The sequence below is a fragment of the Rahnella ecdela genome, assembly GCF_019049625.1.
GTDB classification, from domain to species: domain Bacteria; phylum Pseudomonadota; class Gammaproteobacteria; order Enterobacterales; family Enterobacteriaceae; genus Rahnella; species Rahnella ecdela.
Genome location: NZ_JAFMOY010000116.1, coordinates 24,999 through 47,246, shown reverse-complemented (window position 1 = coordinate 47,246; position 22,248 = coordinate 24,999). Strand labels below are relative to the sequence as shown.

Annotated in this window: 20 protein-coding genes; 11 read left to right on the top strand and 9 right to left on the bottom strand. The window is 54.4% G+C overall.

Features of this window, described 5'->3' with window-relative positions:
* The first annotated feature begins 150 nt into the window (after window positions 1-150).
* The 3 genes from J1784_RS06750 to J1784_RS06740 are packed head-to-tail and all read left to right on the top strand — an operon-like array spanning window position 151 to window position 3,832.
* On the top strand, window positions 151-768 hold the full coding sequence (locus J1784_RS06750; protein WP_217148572.1) for a sorbitol dehydrogenase family protein: 618 nt from the start codon (window positions 151-153) through the stop codon (window positions 766-768).
* Window positions 768-2,423 carry a GMC family oxidoreductase gene (locus J1784_RS06745; protein ID WP_217148542.1) on the top strand — a complete coding sequence of 552 codons (1,656 nt, stop codon included), beginning with the start codon at window positions 768-770 and terminating at the stop codon, window positions 2,421-2,423. The genes J1784_RS06750 and J1784_RS06745 overlap by 1 nt, the downstream gene beginning before the upstream one ends.
* Window positions 2,420-3,832, top strand: coding sequence for a cytochrome c (locus tag J1784_RS06740; RefSeq protein WP_217148541.1), 1,413 nt, complete (start codon window positions 2,420-2,422; stop codon window positions 3,830-3,832). Before J1784_RS06745 ends, J1784_RS06740 begins: the two co-directional genes overlap by 4 nt.
* Window positions 3,833-3,893: 61 nt before the next feature.
* Here J1784_RS06740 and J1784_RS06735 read toward each other — a convergent pair whose 3' ends face one another.
* Together J1784_RS06735 and idnO are read right to left on the bottom strand one after the other, a co-directional pair.
* On the bottom strand, window positions 3,894-4,637 hold the full coding sequence (locus J1784_RS06735; RefSeq protein ID WP_217148540.1) for an SDR family oxidoreductase: 744 nt from the start codon (window positions 4,635-4,637) through the stop codon (window positions 3,894-3,896).
* 8 nt (window positions 4,638-4,645) lie between these two features.
* Window positions 4,646-5,410 carry a gluconate 5-dehydrogenase gene (gene idnO, locus J1784_RS06730; RefSeq protein WP_217148539.1) on the bottom strand — a complete coding sequence of 255 codons (765 nt, stop codon included), beginning with the start codon at window positions 5,408-5,410 and terminating at the stop codon, window positions 4,646-4,648.
* 205 nt (window positions 5,411-5,615) lie between these two features.
* On the opposite strand from idnO, the gene J1784_RS06725 reads away from it, so the two are divergent.
* The gene (locus tag J1784_RS06725; protein WP_217148538.1) at window positions 5,616-6,599 is read left to right on the top strand and encodes a LacI family DNA-binding transcriptional regulator; all 984 of its coding nucleotides are present in this window, start codon (window positions 5,616-5,618) and stop codon (window positions 6,597-6,599) included.
* 175 nt (window positions 6,600-6,774) lie between these two features.
* On the top strand, window positions 6,775-8,127 hold the full coding sequence (locus J1784_RS06720; protein WP_217148537.1) for an MFS transporter: 1,353 nt from the start codon (window positions 6,775-6,777) through the stop codon (window positions 8,125-8,127).
* Between the two features lie 41 nt (window positions 8,128-8,168).
* Here the strand turns inward: J1784_RS06720 and J1784_RS06715 are convergent, their stop codons facing one another.
* Entirely contained in the window at window positions 8,169-9,374 is a 1,206-nt protein-coding gene (locus J1784_RS06715; protein WP_217148536.1) for a Bcr/CflA family multidrug efflux MFS transporter, read from the bottom strand.
* Window positions 9,375-9,401: 27 nt separating this feature from the next.
* Window positions 9,402-10,109 carry a 16S rRNA pseudouridine(516) synthase RsuA gene (gene rsuA / locus J1784_RS06710; RefSeq protein WP_217148535.1) on the bottom strand — a complete coding sequence of 236 codons (708 nt, stop codon included), beginning with the start codon at window positions 10,107-10,109 and terminating at the stop codon, window positions 9,402-9,404.
* A gap of 320 nt (window positions 10,110-10,429) precedes the next feature.
* Here rsuA and radD point away from each other — a divergent pair, with 320 nt between their 5' ends.
* Window positions 10,430-12,193: a DNA repair helicase RadD gene (gene radD, locus J1784_RS06705; protein ID WP_217148534.1), complete on the top strand. Its 1,764-nt coding sequence runs from the start codon at window positions 10,430-10,432 to the stop codon at window positions 12,191-12,193.
* A gap of 150 nt (window positions 12,194-12,343) precedes the next feature.
* On the top strand, window positions 12,344-12,634 hold the full coding sequence (rplY, locus tag J1784_RS06700) for a 50S ribosomal protein L25 (RefSeq protein ID WP_217148533.1): 291 nt from the start codon (window positions 12,344-12,346) through the stop codon (window positions 12,632-12,634).
* A gap of 124 nt (window positions 12,635-12,758) precedes the next feature.
* On the opposite strand, the gene yejK is transcribed toward rplY, so the two are convergent.
* A complete protein-coding gene (gene yejK / locus J1784_RS06695; protein WP_217148532.1) occupies window positions 12,759-13,763 on the bottom strand; it encodes a nucleoid-associated protein YejK in 1,005 nt (334 codons plus the stop codon).
* A 221-nt stretch (window positions 13,764-13,984) separates the two neighbouring features.
* Between yejK and J1784_RS06690 the strand changes: the two genes are divergently transcribed.
* Both J1784_RS06690 and yejM read left to right on the top strand, forming a co-directional pair.
* Entirely contained in the window at window positions 13,985-14,212 is a 228-nt protein-coding gene (locus tag J1784_RS06690; protein WP_104921319.1) for a YejL family protein, read from the top strand.
* Between the two features lie 24 nt (window positions 14,213-14,236).
* Entirely contained in the window at window positions 14,237-16,018 is a 1,782-nt protein-coding gene (gene yejM / locus J1784_RS06685) for an LPS biosynthesis-modulating metalloenzyme YejM (protein WP_217148531.1), read from the top strand.
* Window positions 16,019-16,097: 79 nt separating this feature from the next.
* Here yejM and J1784_RS06680 read toward each other — a convergent pair whose 3' ends face one another.
* The 4 genes from J1784_RS06680 to J1784_RS06665 are packed head-to-tail and all read right to left on the bottom strand — an operon-like array spanning window position 16,098 to window position 19,638.
* A complete protein-coding gene (locus tag J1784_RS06680) occupies window positions 16,098-16,604 on the bottom strand; it encodes a protein disulfide oxidoreductase (RefSeq protein WP_217148530.1) in 507 nt (168 codons plus the stop codon).
* Entirely contained in the window at window positions 16,591-17,175 is a 585-nt protein-coding gene (locus J1784_RS06675; protein WP_217148529.1) for a DsbA family protein, read from the bottom strand. Before J1784_RS06675 ends, J1784_RS06680 begins: the two co-directional genes overlap by 14 nt.
* Window positions 17,175-19,220 (bottom strand): protein-disulfide reductase DsbD family protein, encoded by a 2,046-nt coding sequence (locus tag J1784_RS06670; RefSeq protein WP_217148528.1) that lies wholly within the window; start codon window positions 19,218-19,220, stop codon window positions 17,175-17,177. The genes J1784_RS06675 and J1784_RS06670 overlap by 1 nt, the downstream gene beginning before the upstream one ends.
* Before the next feature lie 52 nt (window positions 19,221-19,272).
* Window positions 19,273-19,638, bottom strand: coding sequence for a copper resistance protein (locus tag J1784_RS06665; RefSeq protein ID WP_217148527.1), 366 nt, complete (start codon window positions 19,636-19,638; stop codon window positions 19,273-19,275).
* 194 nt (window positions 19,639-19,832) lie between these two features.
* Between J1784_RS06665 and J1784_RS06660 the strand changes: the two genes are divergently transcribed.
* The gene (locus J1784_RS06660) at window positions 19,833-20,075 is read left to right on the top strand and encodes a DinI family protein (RefSeq protein ID WP_217148526.1); all 243 of its coding nucleotides are present in this window, start codon (window positions 19,833-19,835) and stop codon (window positions 20,073-20,075) included.
* Window positions 20,076-20,298: 223 nt separating this feature from the next.
* Entirely contained in the window at window positions 20,299-22,071 is a 1,773-nt protein-coding gene (locus tag J1784_RS06655) for a penicillin-binding transpeptidase domain-containing protein (protein WP_217148525.1), read from the top strand.
* The last annotated feature ends 177 nt before the right edge of the window (window positions 22,072-22,248 follow it).

The window sequence follows — 22,248 nt, the reverse complement described above, 5'->3', positions numbered from 1 at the left end:
CCGCACCGTTATAAGTGGTATACCCTATCGGGACAGACATCGGCAGAAACTAACCCGCTGATAAATCTCGCATTACGCAAATTATAATAAAAATCAGATAAGCGAATTCACTGCCGTTTGGCAAAACAACCCATTCCCAGCGAGAAAGAGATGGAAAACGATCCTTCAATCATTGGAAGCAACACACCCGAAAATGGAACCGGTTTCAGTCGTCGTGAACTGCTGAAAGGCCTCACCTCTGCGATGGTGGCAACCACCCTGCTCGGCTTCCCGTTCCTGAGCCATGCGGAAAAAGAAACCGCCACGCAGGATCCGGTTATCTTCGGTCAGTTCTATCTGGTTTCCCAGGCCATCACTGAGCATAAAAATATCAGCGAAGGTTCTTCGGCGCAGATTTTCAACGCCTTTTACCGTTCACAGCCCGACTTCCCTGCACAGGTCAGCAGGTTGCATGCGCTGGTGAAACCGGGTCAGGCAGCGAAAGACTTGCAGGAAGTGGCAAAGCAAAATGGTCTGGGTGAACTGGTCACCAGTATCGTCACTGCGTGGTATACCGGCACGGTTGGACATGGAACCGATTCCATACTGATTGCTTATAAAGATGCGCTGATGTATCGCCCGGTCAGTGACGGTCTGATTGTGCCGACTTACTGCGGTAACGGTCCGCTGTATTTCACTGCTGCGCCGCCCGCTGCCGAGATGCCGGAATCCATGAACGCCGATCGTTTTACCCATCCTTCTGAAACAAATGTTGTGAGCAAAGTCTGATGAAAAAACCAGAGTTTACCGCAGACGGCGATGCGTCTGCTGATGTGATTGTTGTCGGTTCCGGCATTGTTGGCGGCATGATTGCCGATCAGCTGGTCAGCCAGGGACATTCCGTGCTGGTGCTGGAAGCAGGTTTACGTATTGAACGTGCGCAGGCCGTAGAGAACTGGCGCAATATGCCGTTCGAAAACCGTGCCGGTTCTGATTTCCAGGGTTTATATCCGCAGTCAGAAAAAGCCCCAGCTCCGCTGTATTTCCCGGAAAATAACTACGTCCACCTGACCGGACCGAGCGCGGGCAGCTTCAAACAGGGTTATCTGCGCACCGTCGGCGGCACCACCTGGCACTGGGCAGCGTCCTGCTGGCGTCACGTTCCTAACGATTTCAAAATGAAAACGTTATACGGCGTGGGCCGCGACTGGCCGATCTCCTATGATGAACTCGAACCTTATTACTGCCGCGCTGAAGAAGAAATTGGCGTAGCGGGGCCGAACGATCCTGAACTGCAATCGCCTTCCGAGCGCAGCAAACCGTATCCGATGGAACAGGTGCCTTACGGTTATGGCGATACGCGTTTTGCTGAAATCGTTAACCCGCACGGTTACCGTTCGGTGCCGATCCCGCAGGGCCGCAGCACGCGTCCGTGGAACGGTCGCCCGACCTGTTGCGGCAACAACAACTGTCAGCCAATCTGCCCGATTGGTGCAATGTACAACGGCATTGCGCACGTTGAACGCGCCGAGAACAAAGGCGCCGTGGTGCTGGCCGAAGCGGTGGTCTACAAAATCGACACCGATGAAAACAACAACGTGACCGCCGTTCACTGGCTGGACAGCGATAAAAAATCGCATAAAGCCACCGGTAAAGTTTTCGCACTGGCCTGTAACGGCATCGAAACCCCGCGTCTGCTGCTGATGGCGGCGAACGAAAAGAACCCGAACGGTATTGCCAACTCGTCTGATCACGTTGGCCGCAACATGATGGATCACTCCGGTTTCCACTGTACCTTCATCGCCAAAGAGCCGCTGTGGATTGGTCGTGGTCCGGCGCAGAGCAGCTGTCTGGTGGGGCCGCGCGACGGCGATTTCCGCAAAGATTATTCTGCCAACAAGATGATCCTCAACAACATCAGCCGCGTGATCCCGGCGACGTCGAAAGCGTTGCAGATGGGTCTGGTCGGTAAAGAACTGGATGAGGAAATCCGCCGCCGTTCTATCTTTGGTGTGGATCTTTCCATCAGTCTGGAACCTTTGCCGGATCCGAATAACCGTCTGACGCTCAGCACCACCCGTAAAGATCCGCACGGTCTGCCGTGCCCGGACATTCATTACGATGTCGGCGATTACGTGCGTAAAGGCGCGGAAGCCGCGCACAAACAGCTGGAACACATCGGTTCCCTGTTTATGGCCGAAGAATTCAACATCACCACCAGCCTGAACGCCAACAACCACATTATGGGCGGCACCATCATGGGCAGTGATCCGAAAGATTCCGTGGTGAACGGTGAATGCCGTGCGCATGACCACGCTAACCTGTGGTTACCGGGCGGCGGGGCTATTCCGTCTTCCAGTGTGGTGAACAGTACGCTGACCATGGCCGCACTCGGCCTGAAAGCGGCAGATGACATGGCCAAAAAACTGGCAGGTGCTGCATGAAAAAACTTCTCACCGCTTGCCTGCTGAGCGCCGCGTTCGGGGGCTTTGCCGCCAGCGCCACGGCAGATGACACTCAGGCTGCACTTATTCATCAGGGTCAGGAAGTCGCGACCGCTGCTGACTGTCAGGCTTGTCATACCGCACCGGAAGGCGGTAAGCCGTTTGCCGGGGGTTATGAAATCCACTCGCCGATGGGCACGATTTATACCACCAATATCACGCCATCGAAGCAGTTTGGTATCGGTAACTACACCGAAGAACAGTTCACCCGCGCGGTGCGTGAAGGTGTTCGTCCGGATGGTGCCAATCTGTATCCGGCCATGCCTTACACCTCTTACAGCCATATGAGCGATGCCGACATGCACGCGCTGTATGTCTATTTCCAGCAAGGTGTGAAGCCGGTTGAGCAACCGAATCCTGAAACCGCCCTGCCGTTCCCGTTCAACATGCGTATTGCGATGGCGGGCTGGAACATGATGTATCTCGACAGCACGCCGTTTAAGCCGGATCCGTCGAAGAGCGAGCAATGGAACCGCGGTGCCTATGTGGTCAACGGTGCCGGTCACTGTGATACCTGCCACACGCCACGTAACCTGATGATGGGTTCAGTGACGGATAAACCTCTGGCGGGCGGCATGGTCGGCCCGTGGTATGCGCCGAACATCAGCTCTGATCCGGTCAGCGGTGTCGGTAACTGGTCGCAGGCTCAGCTGGTGGAATACCTGAAAACTGGCCGTACTGCCGGGAAAAACCAGGCAGCCGGCGGGATGGCGGAAGCAGTGCAAAACAGCCTGCAATACATGTCTGACACGGATCTGAACGCCATTGCCTTCTACCTGAAAAACAGCACGCCGGTACGTGACCCGCGTGATACTCAGGCGGCGGATACCTTCGGTAAGCCGGTTAATGTGGAAGAAGGTCTGCGCGGTGCGCATCCTTATAATGCGAACAAAACTATCGAGAATGGTGCGGCGTTGTTCAGTGGCTATTGTGCCAGCTGTCACCAGCCGGACGGCTCCGGCAGTCAGAATCAGGCGTACCCGTCACTGTTCAACAACACCGCGACCGGTCTGGGCAACGCGTCTAACCTGATTTCCGCCATTCTGTACGGCGTGGATCGTCAGGTCGGCGACCATCACGTGCTGATGCCGAAATTTGGCGTGGGTTCGTATGTCGGCCAGCTGGATGACCAGCAGATTGCTGACATCTCCAACTATGTGCTGAAGAATTACGGCAACGCAGGTGTTCAGGTCAGCGCGCAGGATGTCGCGGTGTTACGCGCCGGTGGCCCGGTCACATTGCTGGCGAAATTGCAGCCGTTCATGGCTCCGGCGATGGTGGCCGGGGTGATTATTCTGCTGGTGCTTATTTTCTGGCTTGGCCGGAAACGCAAAACAAAAGCGGCGTAATCCGTCATCAGAAATGCTAAACGGCCCGTAACGGGCCGTTTTTTTATGGCTGAAACTCAGCTCAACCGCGTCCCACCAGCGGCATCGCGCTCGCCATCACGGTCATGGTCAGCACGTTGGTATCGAGCGGCAAACCGGCCATAAACGCCACAGCCTCGCCGACGCGTTCCACCGGTATCACCGGTTCTTCGGCAATATGCCCGTCAGCCTGCATTCTGCCCGCCAGCGCTTTATTGCCCATATCCGTCGCCGCATTGCCGACATCTATTTGTCCGCAGGCGATATTGAACGCGCGCCCGTCAAGCGCAGTGGATTTGGTCAGGCCAGTGATCGCATGCTTGCTGGCCGTATAAGGCGCGGAATTCGGGCGCGGCGACTGCGCCGAAATCGAACCGTTATTGATGATGCGTCCGCCCTGTGGCGATTGCTGTTTCATCAGCTTCACCGCCGCCTGAGTACATAAAAATGCGCCAGTCAGATTGGTATTGATCACCGACAGCCAGTCTTCCACCGGCAGTTCGTCGATGGGCACATCTTTCACGTTGTTACCGGCGTTGTTGAACAGCACATCCAGCCGCCCGAAGGTTTCCTGAATATCCTGAAACAGCGCTGCGACAGACTGAGGGCTGGTGACATCCAACTGACGCGCCACCGCCTGTCCCGGCGCAAACAGCGTCACCGCATGAGCCAGTTTTTCTTTGTTTCGCCCGGTCAGGATCACTTTAAAACCAATCGCTTCCAGCGCTTTAGCGGCGCTCAGACCGATCCCGCTCCCGCCGCCGGTAATGAGTGCAATTTTGCTCATCGTGTCTCCTAAACTGCGGCGAGCATGCCGCCATCAATGAATAACAGGTGCCCATTCACGAAATCTGAGGCTCTGGATGACAGATAAACTGCGCCGCCGACCAGCTCTTCCGGGTTACCCCAGCGTGCGGCAGGAGTGCGTTTGCACAGCCATTCGGAAAACTCTTTGTTGTCCACCAGCGCCTGCGTCATATCGGTTTTGAAATAGCCCGGCGCGATGCCGTTCACCTGAATATTGTAGCGTGCCAGCTCGACACACATGCCGCGGGTCAGCATTTTTACCGCGCCCTTTGAGGCCGCATACGGCGTGATAGTGTCGCGGCCCAGCTCGCTTTGCATGGAACCGATATTGATGATTTTGCCACGCTCACGCTGGATCATGTAACGCGCCACGGCCTGAGAAACCAGGAATACGGATTTCTGGTTCACGGCGATCACGTCATCCCAGTCTTTCTCCGGAAACTCGGTGAATTTATGGCGGCGCTGAATTCCGGCGTTGTTGACCAGCACATCAATCGCCCCGATGGTGCTTTCAATGTGGTCGATAGCCTGATTTACCGCCTGACTGCTGGTGACATCAAAAGACACCGCATGGGCGATAAAACCTTCCGCACGCAGGGCTTCAGCGGCTTTTTGCGTGGATCCCGGCTGCGTGCCGTTAACGATAATTTCTGCGCCATGCTGCGCCAGTCCTTTCGCCAGCAGGAAACCCAGACCGCGCGTCGAGCCGGTGATCAGAATTTTTTTATTATCCAGTGAGAACAAATTTGTCATGACGTTGGCCCTGTTGAATGCTTATTTAAAAAGTTAGCTTCACTACACCGGTTTACTTCGCGCCAAACTGTGATGCAGATCACCTCGCGGGATGTTAAAAAACCCTGTTACTCCCGGTGTGATCCTCATCATTTTGATAACAATTCCCGGCGCTTTCTGTTTCAATAACAAGGTATCTTTGCAGGCCCAACCAGGAACATTTCGCATGAGAAACCAGCGCGTGACACTACAGGACATCGCCCAACTGGCGGACGTCACGAAGATGACGGTGAGCCGTTTTCTGCGCACGCCGGAAAAAGTGTCTCCTGAAACCCGCGAACGCATTACCAAGGTGATGGAAGAAGTCGGATATCCGCTGGAAGAAGCCCGCGGGCCCGCCAAAACGCCGCGCATCGGTATTTTAGTCCCCTCGTTCAACAACCAGATTTTCTCCGATTTACTGGCGGGTATTGAGTCAGTCACTTCTGCACAGGGCTTTCAGACGCTGGTGGTCAATTACGATTACAGCAAAGAGCGGGAAGAAGAACATATTATCAATCTGCTGGGCTATCAGCTGGCAGGGCTGATCCTCACCGATTCGGTTCATACGCTGAAAGCGGATAAGTATCTGAATGCGTCTGAAATCCCGGTCGCGCAGGTGATGGATCTCGATAATCCGCACGGTCGCATTGCGGTGGGTTTTGATAATCAGCAGGCCGGTTACGATATGGCTAATACCCTGCTCTCCAGCGGCAAAGAACATGTGGTGTATTTCGGTTCGATGTCTGATGCCCGCGACCAGAAACGTTATCAGGGATACAGCCACGCCATGAATGAACGTGGTCTGACGCCGGTACATATCACGCCCAATAAAATCTCATCGGTTTCCATCGGTGCCGGAATGTTAGCCATGGCGCGTCAGTTATATCCGCAAACCAACGGGATTTTATGTACCAATGACGATATTGCGGTCGGCGTGTTACAGGAATGTATCAAACTGGGTATCCGCGTTCCGCAGGATATGGCGATTTCCGGCTTCCACGGATTAGATATCGGGCTGGCTACCACGCCATTACTGGCCAGCGTGATCACCCCGCGCTTTGAAATGGGCAAAGTGGTGGCGGAAATATTGCTCAAAAAAATCAGAAACCTGCCGACGATTGAGCGCGTGGATCTGCACTACCGGATTTCCCTCGGCGGCACGATTTAATTCTCCCTTCTGCGTCCATATTGCCTTTCCATCCTGCACGCGAACTCCGGTGCAGGATCACGTATGTGGTAACACCTTTTCTTAACATAATTCAACGTGACCCTTGTCACGAAATACTTTCCTCAAAATGCTTTTATTAAGCCATCACCGGTTACAAGCACACAGAGGAAAGAACATGGATAATAAGATTCCTAAGGCTCGCTGGCTCCGCGTAATTGCCCCAATACTTATCGCCTGCATTATTTCCTTCATGGACAGGGTTAATATTAGTTTCGCCATGCCCGGCGGAATGGATGCAGAATTAGGTATTACCGCGTCAATGGCCGGTCTGGCCGCCGGTATATTCTTTATCGGTTATTTATTTTTGCAGGTTCCGGGCGGCAGCCTGGCGGTTCATGGCAGCGGACGGAAATTTATCGCCTGCTCGCTGATTGCCTGGGCGGTGATTTCCATCCTGACCGGCTTTATCACCAATCAGTATCAGCTGCTGTTCCTGCGCTTTGCGCTGGGTGTGGCGGAAGGCGGGATGCTGCCGGTGGTGCTGACCATGGTCAGTAACTGGTTCCCGGATAAAGAACGTGGTCGTGCCAATGCTTACGTACTGATGTTTGCGCCGCTTGGCGGGATGATCACTGCGCCGTTGTCAGGTCTGATTCTGGATACGCTGGACTGGCGCTGGTTGTTCATCATCGAAGGGGCATTGTCTTTCGTGGTGATGATTTTCTGGTGGTTCACCATCAGCGACCGTCCGGAAGAAGCAAAATGGCTGTCAGAGCGTGAACGCGACTATCTGGTCACCGAACTAAACCGTGAACGCGAAGCGCTGAAAGCTCTGGCACCGGTGAATAACGCGCCGCTGAAAGAAGTGTTCCGTAACAAGTCTATCGTCAAACTGATCATCATTAACTTTTTCTATCAGACCGGGATTTACGGTTACACCTTGTGGTTGCCGACCATCCTGAAAAACCTGACCGGCGGTGACATGAGTTCGGTGGGTATGCTGGCGATTATCCCTTATGTCGGCACTATGCTGGGGATTTTGGCGATGTCGGTGCTGTCGGATAAAACCGGTAAACGCCGCATGTTTATCGCCCTGCCGCTGTGTGGATTTGCAGCCTGTCTGGCGGCGTCCGTGGCGTTTGGTCATAACATCATGGCGGCCTACGGTTTCCTGGTCGGTGCCGGTTTCTTCCTGCAAGCCGCGACAAGCGCCTTCTGGACCATTCCGGGCAAAGTCACTACGCCGGAAGTGGCAGGCAGCGCTCGCGGTGTGATTAACGGTCTGGGGAATCTGGGCGGTTTCTGCGGGCCTTATCTGGTCGGCGTACTGGTCAGCCTGTACGGTCAGAGCACTGCGATTTACGCACTGGTGGCATCATTACTGATTGCTGCTGCGGTCACAACGTTACTGCCGAAAGAATGCGATATGGCGCTGGTACCGGGCGCAAAAGCCAAAGCGATGGCCGACGAATATGCCCGCGCCAAAGCCGCGCGACGTGTTCAGGGAGTGAAAGCGGAAGTGGTGTAACCTGAACTCCCTCCCCTTCGCCGGGGAGGGAGCTGTCTGAGTTATGCCGTTTCCACAGCGACTTTCGCCGGACGGCTGGCATACAGATACAACAACGTCGCGGCCAGAATGCAGAACGCCATTGAACCGACCATCGGCCAGGCACTTTTCGCGGTAAACAGTGAAAGCACAGAACCAATCGCCGCACCGGTGCCGAAACGAATCGTCCCCGCCAGTGAAGCTGCCGTACCGGCCATGTGCGGGAAGTCGTCCATAATCACCGCCATCGCGTTTGATGTGACCATCGCAATCACGCCGACATACCCCGCCACGCCAATCACCATCGCCCAGAACGGCAGCCCGAAGGTGCAGACAATCACCAGCCACATGCCCATCGTCAGTTGTACAAACAGACCGAAGCGGAACATCTTCACCGCACCCACACGGCGCACGTTACGGCTGTTGATAAGAGTGAGGATCACCAGCGCCACAATGTTCAGCGCAAAGTAAAAACCAAAGTGCTGGGGTGAAACGCCATTGAGTTCGATATACACAAACGGACCGGCGCTGAGGAACGAGAACATACCTGCGAACGAGAAACCACTCGCCAGCATATAGCTCAGCACACGTTTATGACGGAACAGGGATGCAAAGTTGCCGACGCTGGTACGCAGATGAAACTTCTGCCGTCGCTCTTTGGGCAGTGTCTCTTTGATATACACGCCCACCAGCGTGGCGGCGATCAGTGCAGCAATCGCCATCGCCCAGAAAATCGCGTGCCAGCTGAAAATCGCCATCAGCAGGCCCCCGAGCATCGGCGCCAGCAGCGGCGCGACGGTCATGACCAGCACCACAAAAGACATCATTCGCGAGAATTCGTCTTTAGTGAACATATCGCGCATCAGCGCGTTAATCACCACACTCGCAGCAGCAGCAGCCAGACCGTGCAGGAAACGCATCCAGACCAGCTGTTCGACCGATTGCGCCAGCGCACAGGCACCGGCGGCGACGGCAAAAATCAGCACGCCCCAGAAGATAACCGGCTTACGCCCGAGGCTGTCCGCCATCGGTCCGTAAAACAACTGCCCTATCGCAAAACCCAGCACATAGGCGCTGAGCGTCATTTGCACACTGCCCGCCGGAACACCATATTCCTGCGCAATGACGGGCATGCTTGGCAGATACATATCGATCGCCAGAGGCATCAGCATCGATATCAATCCCAGGATGAAAATCAGTCCGATGTGGGATACCGGTTTTTCTTGCACTTTCAGCTGCTCCAGTTAGAGGAAAAACTATCGCGAGGGAACGCCAACGCTGGCAATTTCCTGCTCAGTTAAAGGCCGGTACTGACCCGGTTCTAAGTCTTCATCCATTACAATTTCGCCGATGCGCTCACGATGCAGGCCCACCACGCGGTTACCCACGGCGGCAAACATACGTTTCACCTGATGATAACGGCCTTCACTGATGGTCAGGCGCACCAGGCAATCTTCGATTTTCTCGAGTTGCGCAGGTTTGGTCAGGGAATCTTCGTTATGCAGCTGAACGCCCGCTTCAAACTGCGCAGCGGTATCGTCAGCCAGCGGATGTTCGAGGTTGACCAGATAGGTTTTTTCGCAGTGGTGGCGTGGTGAGGTAATGCGGTGCGACCACTGCCCGTCGTCGGTCATCAGTACCAGACCGGTGGTGTCGATATCCAGACGCCCTGCCGCATGCAGCTTGTAGGCCACCGGCTCTTCGAGGAAATACAGCACGGTCGGATGATCCGGATCGTCCGTAGAACACACATAACCCTGCGGTTTGTTAAGCATGAAATAACGCGGGCCGGTGATTTGATCCAGCACATTGCCGTCAAATTCGACGCGCTGTTCAGGGCTGATTTTCATCGCGCCGGTTTTGACGATTTCACCGTCCACGGTCACACGTTTGTTGCGCAGTTCGCGCAACACCAGCGCGCGGCTGACGCCTAATTGCTGAGAGAGAAACTTGTCCAGACGCATTGAGTAGACTTGCCTTCATGGCGATCTGAGTGATCGCGTTACTGATAAAACACAAGACCCCGCCGTCGCAATACAGCAACTGACAGGGTTCAGGGTTGTTCGGTTCGTAATAATTGCAAAGTGTGATTATTACTTCGGGGGGGCAGAAACACTGCCGCATTGAGAGCATTAGTATAGCCGCGCAACCGGTCAGGAAGAAGGAAAATAAGCAGGCTAAACATTCACGGCGGGTGATTTTTTTGCTCATCGCTATAGGCCTGATTTCTTGGCATACTTCACTACTGTCTTTATTAACAGTAAAACTACAGGTGATTGTTGCCGTGACCGCTTTTACGCTTCGCCCCTATCAGCAGGACGCCGTGGATGCCACGCTGCGTCATTTCCGCCAGCATGACGAACCAGCCGTGATCGTGCTGCCGACCGGCGCCGGAAAAAGTCTGGTGATTGCCGAGCTGGCAAGAGTGGCGCGCGGGCGCGTTCTGGTGCTGGCCCACGTTAAAGAACTGGTGGCGCAAAACCACAGCAAATACCTTTCTTACGGGCTGGAGGCGGATATTTTCGCCGCGGGACTGAATCTCAAACAAAGCAGCGGCAAAGTGGTGTTCGGCAGCGTGCAGTCCGTTGCACCAAATCTGGCAGAATTCAGCGGCGAGTTTTCGCTGCTGATTGTCGATGAATGTCACCGGATTTCAGACGACGACAACAGTCAGTATCAGCAGATTATCGGCCATCTTAAGGCACAAAATCCGCGTCTTCGCCTGCTCGGGCTGACCGCCACGCCCTATCGTTTAGGCAAAGGCTGGATTTATCAGTATCACCATCAGGGCATTGTACGCGGCGATGCGAACAGTCTGTTTCGTGACTGCATTTATGAACTGCCGCTGCGTTACATGATTAAAAATGGTTTTCTGGTGCCGCCCGAGCGGCTCGATATGCCGGTGGTCAGCTACGATTTCAGCCGGTTGCAGGCCAACAGTAACGGGCTTTTCAGCGAAGCGGATCTGAATGACGAACTGCGCCAGCAAAAACGCATCACGCCGCACATTATCAGCCAGATTATTGAATTCGCACAGGATCGCAAAGGCGTGATGATTTTCGCCTCGACGGTGGAACACGCGGGTGAAATTTTCGGTCTGCTGCCAAAAGGTGAAGCGGCGCTGATCAGCGCACAAACCCACGCTGTCGAACGCGACCGGCTGATCACGGCCTTCAAAGCGCAGCAGCTGCGCTATCTGGTGAATGTGTCGGTGCTGACCACCGGTTTCGATGCGCCGCATGTGGACCTGATCGCCATTCTGCGCCCCACCGAATCCGTCAGCCTGTACCAGCAGATTGTCGGACGCGGGCTGCGACTCGCACCGGGCAAAACCGACTGTCTGATCCTCGATTACGCCGGTAACCCGCACGACCTGTTTACGCCGGAAGTCGGCAGCCACAAGCCCGCTGGCGATAACAAACCGGTGCAGGTGTTTTGCCCCGCCTGCGGTTTCGCCAATATTTTCTGGGGAAAAACCACTGAAGACGGCACGATCATTGAGCATTTTGGCCGCCGCTGTCAGGGCGTGCTGGAAGATGACGAAGGCAACCGCGAGCAGTGCGATTTCCGCTTCCGCTTTAAAAGCTGCCCGCACTGCGGCGCAGAAAACGATATCGCCGCGCGGCGCTGCCATCAGTGTCAGGAAATTCTGGTGGATCCCGACGATATGCTCAAAGCCGCACTGCGCCTGAAAGATGCGCTGGTACTACGCTGCGGCGGTATGAATCTGGAAAACGGTCGTGATGATAAAGGCGAATGGCTGAAAATCACCTATTACGATGAGGACGGCGCTGATGTTTCCGAGCGTTTTCGCCTGACGACGCCCGCCCAGCGCATGGCGTTTTTGCATAACTTTCTGCGCCCGCATCAGCGCGCACCTGGCGTGCCGCTGGAATGGAAAACCGCCGCGGATATCGTCGCGCAGCAGGTTTTACTGCGTCATCCGGATTTTGTGGTGGCGCGCATGAAAGGCCAGTTCTGGCAGGTGCGCGAAAAGATGTTCGATTATGAAGGCCGGTACCGCCGGGCCAATGAGCTGCGCGGGTGAGAAAACCGGCGATTTGTATTGCTGCCGCTACCCTGCTCCGGTATCATACCGCCCGCTTTCGCCTTGTGTGAAAGCCGCAGTACTCAACTCGTCACTCGGTCGCAGGTGGCGGGGCACATTTTAGAAGTAGTTCTAATCGAGAAACATACAATGATCACTATCAATGTAGAAGTACGTCCACAGGACGAGCAGGGCAAAGGTGCGAGCCGCCGCCTGCGTACAGCTAACAAATTCCCAGCTATCGTTTACGGTGGCTCAGCTGATCCGGTTTCTATCAAACTGGACCACGATTCTGTTAAGAACCTGGAAGCTAAAGCGGAGTTCTACTCTGAAGCAATTACTCTGGTTATCGACGGTAAAGAAACCAAAGTTAAAGTTCAGGCTGTACAGCGTCACCCGTTCAAGCCAAAACTGGCTCACATCGACTTCGTTCGCGTTTAATCGCTGACTGAGTTGTTGCGCATCGGGACGCCGTGCGAGAACAAATAAAAAACGCCGCTTATGCGGCGTTTTTTATTGGGCGCTATTCTGATTTGCTCCTCCCCCTGCGCAGCGGAGGGAGCGATTATTTATTACCGGCCTTACGCTGTAGCTGATCCCGCAGATTGGGCGGTGTGCCTTTGATGGTCAGCGTATCGGTGGCCGGATCCCAGAAAATGCGTTCGCCCATCAGCATGGCATCGAAGTTAATGCTCAGCCCGCCGCCGCTGCCGGCGAATTTGGTCAGCTGACGCAAGGTGCTGCGATCTGCAGGGAAGGTTTCTTCCAGCTGATAGCCCTGCTCCTGCGTGAATTCTTTGAATTTCTTATCATTCCACGGCGGCAGTTCTTCGGACAAATCATCCAGTGCGATTTCTTCGCCCGCCTGCAACTGCTCGTTGCAGTAGGTATAAACCTGCTGACGGTAATTCTGACGCTCATTTTTATCGAGCTGCGCTTCGGTACAGAAATCATCAACCGCCTGCAACAGGCCACGGTTCTGCGCTTTGGTATCCAGACCTTCAGACGCGCCGAGAAAATCCATGAAAAAGTCTGAGACTTTGCGCCCTACCCGGCCTTTGAGGAAGGTCAGATAACGGGTCGATTCCGGGTTAGTTTCCCATTCGGTCAGATCAATACGCGCCACGATATCGGCATGATTGATATCGAGATAATGGATGCTGCTGACGTCCAGCTGCTCGTTGACGCGCATACTGCTGCGGCTGTTAAGCACCGCCACCAGTAAATACTCAACCGCCAGGAAGCGGTAATGACAGAACAACACCACGCCGCCTTCGGCAAACGGGTATTTCGCCAGTTCATCACGCAGACGACCGGTTGCAGCGCGGCTGAATGACAGAAAATCGTCGTCCCCTTTGCGGCAACTGCGCAACGTCACAGCCAGTTCGCTGTCTTCATTGAACAGACCATACGCTTTGCTTTTAGCGCTGTAGACGCGGTGCAGCTCAGCCATCATTTCATCAACGGCCGCATTCGGCGTCAGAAGCGTATCGCGCAGCACAACATCCAGCGTTTGCTCGTCACGTTTGTTCAACTGGTGCAGAGCAATCTGCTCAATATCCAGACTCATGGGGACTTTCTCCTGTAAGAATTGCAGCCGTGTAAGAAGGGTTTGCCTGCGGGGCGTATTCAAACACCGAAGCGTCAAAGCCGCAACCGCAACGAAAGCTGAAACAAGGATTAATAGATGCGATCACTCTTCCAACATGAACTCAGTTATAAAAATGCGGAAAGTAGGTCTGTGATCGGCTAAGATATTGGACTTTGTCAGATCAAGAAGCACAATACTCTATGGCACAATCATCCCGTTACAGTGACGAACACGTTGAACAGATCCTTTCCGAGCTGGCGACTGTTCTCGAAAAGCACCGCGCCCCGACAGACCTTTCTTTGATGGTTCTGGGCAATATGGTGACTAACCTTATTAATACCAGCGTCGCTCCTGCACAACGCAAAGCCTTGTCCCAGTCTTTTGCGAAAGCGTTGCAAGCGTCGATAAGAGAAGATAAAGCCCATTAATCTACAAACTGCCCAATACCTCTCATGGTGACAAATCGTCAGCGCTATCGCGAAAAAGTATCCCAGATGATCAGCTGGGGGCACTGGTTCGCCCTGTTTAATATCCTGCTCATTCTTGGGCTCGGCAGCCGCTACCTGTTTGTTTCTGACTGGCCTTCTTCATTGCAGGGGCGTATCTACGCGCTGGTCAGCTGGCTTGGGCATTTCAGCTTTATCGGATTCTCCGCTTATTTGCTGATTATCTTCCCGCTGACCTTTGTGGTGATGTCGCAACGGCTGCTGCGGTTCCTGTCTGCCATTCTGGCGACTGCCGGGCTGACGCTGCTGCTGGTGGATACCGAGGTGTTTACCCGTTTCCACCTGCATATCAATCCGGTGGTATGGGAACTGGTGGTGAACCCCGGACAGGGTGAAATGGCGCGCGACTGGCAGCTGATGTTCATTGCTGTGCCGGTCATTTTCCTGCTGGAAATGCTGTTTGGCACCTGGGCGTGGCAGAAACTGCGCAGCCTGAACCGGCGTAATTTCGCCAAGCCGATTGTCGTGCTGTTCATTGCCAGTTTCTTTGCGTCGCACCTGATGTATATCTGGGCGGATGCTAACTTCTATCGTCCGATCACCATGCAGCGCGCGAATCTTCCGCTCTCGTATCCGATGACGGCTCGTAAATTCCTTGAAAAGCATGGTCTGCTCAATGCTGAGGAATACCAGAAGCGGCTTATCGAACAAGGCAATCCTGAAGCGCTGGCGGTGGAATATCCGCTCAACACCATCAGCTTTGCGAAAACCGGTTCGAAGTATAATTTGCTGATGGTCGTGGTTGATGGCGTACATACCGCCACGCTGGATAAAGAGATGCCAGCGCTGAGCGATTTCGCCAACCACAACATTCGTTTTGACCAGCATTTCAGTTCCGGCAACCGTAATGATACCGGCCAGTTCGGGCTGTTCTACGGGATTTCGCCAAGCTATATGCAGGGCATTCTGGCAGCACGTAAACCTTCTGCACTGGTCACCTCGCTGGAACAGCAGGGTTACGAATTTGGCCTGTTTGCTTCTGACGGCTTTAACAGCCCGCTGTACCGTCAGGCGTTGCTGACCGACTTCACCTTGCCACCGCCGGTTAAACAGTCCGATGAACAAACCGTGAATCAGTGGCAGCAATGGCTGAACGTGCGCGGCAATGGCCCGTGGTTCTCATATGTCAGTCTGAACGGGATCAGCGCGGCGTTGCGTCAGGACGGTGACAGCGTGCCGACAGGCAACACCTTTATTCACCGTTATCAGGCCGGTGCTCAAAGCGTTGATGACCAGATCCAGGCCATCCTGCAATCGCTGAAAGACCGCGGTGAGCTTGATAAAACCGTGGTGGTGATCACCGCGTCTCACGGCATTGAATTTAACGAAAACGGGACCTGGGGTTCAGGCAATTCCATGAACCGCCGCCAGTTGCAGGTTCCGCTGATTATTCACTGGCCGGGCACGCCTGCGCAAAATATTAATAAGCTGACGGATCATGCGGATGTGATGACCACGCTGATGCAGCGTCTGTTGCACGTCACGACATCACCGGCGGATTATTCGCAGGGTGAAGATTTGTTTGCTGCCAAACGCCGCCATAACTGGGTGACGACCAGCGATGACGGTACGCTGATTATCACGACACCGGAACAAACGCTGGAACTGGAAAGCGATGGCGATTTCCGTGCCTTTGATACCGATGGCAAACGGATTAAAGATCAGAAACCGGAGCTGGGTTTACTGCTTCAGGTGCTGACCGATGAGAAACGTTTCCTGGCGAACTGATTTCTGGTCATAGCTCAATATGAAAAAAGGCCTTCACCACAGTGAAGGCCTTTTATTTTGGCAGGATCAAAACAGCAACTCAGGCGCGGATTTGCGCCCACCACATCCGCGCTTTCATTCCCCAGTAAGATGTCCAGCCCGTGGTCGTGGCGATGACCTGCCCTTTATCAATGATGACAAACGTCGGTGTGACGCCGATATCCCATTGAGCCGACAAATCGCCGCGGGCGTCGTTAACCACCGGCATCTGAATGTCCTTGCCTTGCAGATAACGTTCCAGCGTGGCGTTATCACCGGAACGCAATGCTACGGTCAGCACGTTCTCCCCTTCTTCTGCCAGCCGGGCAACTGAAGGCGTGGTCATTTTGCACACGCCACACCATGTAGCCCAGAAGTAGACCAGCAATGGGCCCTGCTGGCTTTGTTGGTTAAGCGTCAGTGACTGATTGCTGATGGTCTGCAACGGCTGGCTGCCAAAACTGGCCGGAGCCTGCGGTGCGCGCAGAAAATCCATCCCCAGCATCACCACCAAAATCAATACGACAAGAATGGCACCTTCGCGGGCCCAGCGCTTAAGCCTGATCATTTTTTGCCTTCGCCAGCTGTTCCTTCACGACCTTCTGCAAATCCTCATAAGAAATGGCGCCCGCAATCAGCTGATCGCCAATAATCGTCGCCGGTGTTCCCTGAATACCCAGCACTTCAGCAATTTCCACATTGGTTTTCAGTTCAAGGTAACTGGCGGGCGTCACGCGGATGGGTTCCAGTCCGGCATATTTCACTGCCTCAAGCGCACTGGCTTCATCATGCTGGCCTTTTTTAGACATCAGCCGCTGATGCACGATCAGAAACTTTTCCGGATGTTGTTCCCAGACCGTCATCGCCGCACGACCGGCAATAATGGAACTCGCGCCGCGGAAAGGCAGCAGCTTAATCACCACTTTTATATCGGGATTTTCCTTCGCTACCTTTTCCAGCATCGGGTCAAACTGCTTGCAGTAAGGACAGTTGTAATCGGTGAAGGACACAATCGTCAGACGCGGATTTTTCGCGCCAAACCACGGCGAGGCCGGATTATTAAACAGCGTGTCTTCCGGCGTCATCGCCAGAACAGCCGGAGAAATAACCATCATCATAATCAGCATTAACGTTTTCATTATCGGGCTCCGCGGGCTTGTTGCAGCCCCTGTAATACGGCATCACGCGTCAGCAGCGGCGATAAAATTTCACCGGCAGGACTGTGCGGACCATAAATTTGATTAAACGGCACGGCGACGCTGCCGCGTTTTTGCAGGAATTCATTGATTGGTTTTGACGGCAACGTCCAGTCACCTCGCAGGGCGACGACATCGTGCTCTGTCAGCGCTTTCTGCACGTCTTTGCTCATCAGAACGTTGTATTTATTGGCTTTACAGGTCACACACCAGTCGGCGGTGACATCCACAAAGACCACTTTTTTGTCCGCCAGCGCAGTCTGAATCGCTTCCTCTGATAAGGGTTGCCAGGCAATATCATCGCGCAGTGGCTTCCCGCCAGCGCCGGAAAACTGCGTAGCAATCACAATGACTGCGCCCGCCAGAACGGCGCAAGCACCGGCGGTTAACGCCGAGTTGCGCATTCCATAGCGCTGCACAGATAAGACAAACAACATCACCAGCAGTACGCACGCCAGCATGGCCACAAACAGCAAAGAGAAGTGGTTTTGCATCAGGCTCAGCAACCACAGACACGCCGACAACATCAGCACGCCGAGGAAAAGCCGCAGCCGTAACATCCAGCGGCCAGGGCGCGGCAGACACATCGCCAGCCCCGGCCACAAGGCAATCATCAGCCACGGCAGACTCATGCCAATGCCCAGCATCAGGAACAGTCCCCACAGAACCGGCAGCGGTGCGGCCAGCGCAAACGCCACCGCAGTACCGAGAAACGGCGCGGAACAGGGCGTCGCCAGCAGCGTGGCAAACGCGCCTTCGGCAAAGTGTCCGCTGAGACCGGAACCCTGATGTGTCGCCAGACGGGTCGTCATCCGTGAAGGCAGATTGATTTCAAATAACCCCAGCAGATTGGCGGTAAACACCGCCGTGACCAGCACCATCAGGCCGATAAACCACGGGTTCTGAAACTGGATCCCCCAGCCCAGCGTCTGGTTGGTGTAACGCAGCAGCGTCATCAGCAATGCCAGCGCCAGAAACGAGGTGATGATCCCGGCAGACGACGCCAGAAACTGCACGCGAATACTTTTCCGATTGCGTTGTTCAACCTGCAAAATGCTGCCGAGTTTCATGCCCAGCACCGGCAGAACACAAGGCATCAGATTGAGGATAAACCCGCCGGCCAGCGCCATCAGGGCCACCTGCCAGAGTGCAATACTGCCCGGAACTTCAGCGGGAAGCGGACTCACGTTCAGGCTTACCTGCTGCGCAAGCCCGTTGTCCGACAACACGATACTCAGCGTTTTGCCGCTGATATCCGAAGCTTTTTCGCCCCACTCGTCCGTCACCGGCAGCGTGAACCGCGCCTGTTGCCCGTCCACTTTCACTACCGGTTTGCCCAGCGAACTGCCTTCCAGCGTATCGGTAAAGAGCTCCGGATTTTGCCAGCCCTGCCCGCGATGGGCGGTAATCTGCAATACACCGGCGCGATAACCCGCCGTTACGCTGTCTGCCAGCCCTTCTGCAATCGGCACTTTGCCCATCGCTGCGGCAAATTCGCGGGCAAATTCTGCGTTATCTCCGTTGGGACTGAGATCCAGACTGAAAGGATAGTCGGTGAGAATGCACACGTTGCTGCACACCGGCAGCGTCAGCGTTCCGGCTATTGTGCCGGGCACTGTGCCGGTAAGCATTATTGGCAGCGTGACCTCATCGTGATAGCCCTGAGTCGTGATACCCGCGACATCAAAACGTGCGGGCGTCGGCCAGGACCATTTAACCTTCTCCGCCGTGACCGGTTTTTGCCATTCTACCGACGGCGCGATGCCGCCCTCTCCCGGCGACCGCCAGTAGGTTTTCCAGCCTTTCTCGAGACTGACAGAAAGCAGCAGCCGGGTTTCTTTCTCAGAAGAATCGGCAGGCTGCGCCTGTAAACGCACTTTCGCGTGGGTATTTTGCGGGCTTTGCAGCCAGCCGGTGTCGGCAGCATATCCGGTATGTAGCCAGAACATCAGCAGACAGCCAGCGGCCGCCCTGAATAAACTTCGCATAGATTTTCTCCAAAAATAAAAAGTCACATCCTGATGAAAAACAGGCGTGTTTTTATTCCCGGAAAACGCAGTGCCGCAGATGCACTCTCAGGCGCGGCACGGGGACCGCTTGCGGCACAAGCAGGCGGATCGCCGCCATATTGCCGCGTGACAGAAAGGCCAGCAGCAGGCTCAGCGCCAGAAATGCAAATTCTAAAAGGAGAGGAGGAACAGAAAGCAGGGATTTGCTGCTGAGCTCGCAGGGAGCCGGGATTTTAGCGATTTCAGAGGTCGTGGATGATGCCTGCGCAGTCGCGGTTTCCTGATGCAGGATAGCGGACAACGCATTCAGCCCGGCGATGCGCTGCGTCATACACGTCAGTATGACCAGACAGGCCAGGCAAAAAAATACCAGTGCTGTACGCCGTTGTTTATCCACATTTCCCTCTCAGACAGGCCGCTATTCTAGCGGTCAACCAGACATTCACAAGATGTATGAATCATGAATTACATGAATTTACGCTCAGTAATCTGCGCTGCGTTCCAATGTTCAGGCGAAAAATCACTAGAGCGCACGCCTTGCATACTGTATATTTAGCCAGTTAATAAAATTTTATAATAACGAGGAAAACCATGCGGGTTGAACTGATTTTTGACAAACGGAATGTCTCCGGCATCCCTGATGCCAGTGCAAAAATTGAAGCAGAACTGGTAAAACGCGTACACCGGATGTTCCCGGATGCGGAAGTTAAGGTAAAACCGATGCAGGCCAACGGGCTGAATACGCAAGGGGCCAGCAAGCAGGAACGTTCGCAATTAAACCAAATGTTGGAAGAAATGTTTGAAGAAGCGGACGAATGGCTGTCCGTCGAGTAAAAAACGGCTTCACCGTTGCACTTGCTTACAAAGGGCAATTGAAATAAACAATCCATCGCTATGGCTTAATATAAGATGTGCATGTATACGAAATTCATTATCTTTCAGAGCGATGAGCTGTATTTTTATCGGGCACTGACCGGCATCATTTTGATACGGTGAAAGGGTTCCCCGGCGCCATCGCTTTTCGCTTCAAACGCGTCAATGACTTTGCGAAACTGCCATGCCACCGAGCTCAAAAAAATCCAGCGCCCAACCGCATTTTTACACCAAGCGCTTTGCGCTGATTTGTCTCGGCATCGTCTTTTGTCTGGCGCTTCTGCTCGGCCGCGTAGGCTATCTGCAACTTCTCAATCAGCCGATGCTGGAAAAAGAAGCCGATTCCCGCTCGCTTCGCTCAAGCGTTATCCCTGCCGGACGCGGAACCATTGTTGACCGCAACGGACACCCGCTGGCCCTGAGCGTGGCATCTAAAGATATTATCGCCGACCCGTTCCGCGTGCTGGAATTGCACAGCGATCTGAACAGTCCAAAATGGCAATATCTGGCCTCTGCGCTGAATATGCCGCTTTCCCAGTTACAGCAAACCATCACCAGCGATCCGAAGCGCCGCTTTGTGTATCTTGGCCGTAAAATCGAAGAAGGCATTGCCGCCGATATCAGCCAGCTGCATCTTGGTGGCATCAGCACTCAGCTTGATGACAGCCGTTATTATCCCATGAGTGAAGCCGCGGCCAACCTGGTCGGTGTCGTCGGGACAGATAACGAAGGCCTGAACGGTGTGGAAAAAGGCTTTAATGCGTTATTGCAGGGCAAACCGGGGATGCGCGAATACCGTCAGGATCGCCACGGCAACGTGATCGGTATCCTCAAAGAAGTTGCGCCACAACAGCCACCGACCATTAATCTCAGCATCGACAGCTTTATGCAGTACGTTCTGTATTCCCGCCTGCGCGATGGCGTGACGCTAAACCAGGCAGAGTCCGGCGCGGCAGTGCTGGTGGATGTGAATACCGGCGAAATTCTGGGGATGGCCTCCTACCCTTCTTACAACCCAAACAATTACGCGGGCGTGCAGCCAAGAAATATGCGTAATGTGGCGATCAGCGACAGCTTTGAGCCCGGTTCGACGGTGAAACCGCTGGTGGTGATGGCCGGTCTGAACCGCCATATGATCCGCCCTGATTCGGTTCTCGATACGCATCCATACACTGTTAACGGACACCTGATCCGCGACGTCGGCCACTGGCCGGCGCTGACCATCACCGGTATCTTGCAGAAATCGAGTGATATCGCAGTTTCGCATATCGCACTGGCGATGCCTGCGAACGTGCTGGTTCAGCTTTATCAGTCATTCGGTCTGGGCAGACCGACAGATTTAGGCATCGGCGGCGAGAGCAGCGGTTATTTCCCCGCGCACCGTGACCGCTGGGCAGATATTGAACGCGCAACCTTCTCATTCGGTTATGGCCTGCGCGTAACGCCGCTGCAAATTGCCCGCGAATACGCCACGATTGGCGCAGAAGGCATTTACCGCCCGCTGTCGATTACCAAAGTCACACCGCCGGTGTTAGGCACCCGCGTAATGTCGGCTGACGTGGTCAGAACCGTGATTCATATGATGGAAAGTGACGCCCTGCCGGGAGGTTCCGGTCTCAGCGCGGCGGTGCCGGGTTATCGTCTGGCAATTAAAACCGGTACGGCGGAAAAAATGGGTTCCAGCGGTAAATACGATGGCGGTTATATCAACTACACCGCCGGTGTGGCACCGGCCAGTAATCCGCGCGTGGCGCTGGTGGTAATGGTCAACAATCCTCAGGCCGGTAAACACTTCGGTGGTTCGGTAGCCGGCCCCATCTTCGGGCAAATCATGGGCGAAATTCTCAACCATATGAACATTGCTCCGGATGCGCTGGTGCCTGAAACACCGCCGACGACCATCATTAATGGTGGTCAGAAAACCGATCTGGTGCGACGCCCTGCCACTGACGGTTAAACGATTATTGTGAATAGTTAAACGAACAGCATAAAAATTCCTTACAGACTGGATCTCCCTTCAAGAAGCGGTTAACGTTCGCAGGCATTGTTGGCTAAAGATCCACGCTGGAGGAAGAGCGCAAGCTCTTTAAAAAGAATGAAACGGCTTCTTATCGTCTTTCTGATATTTGTTGCG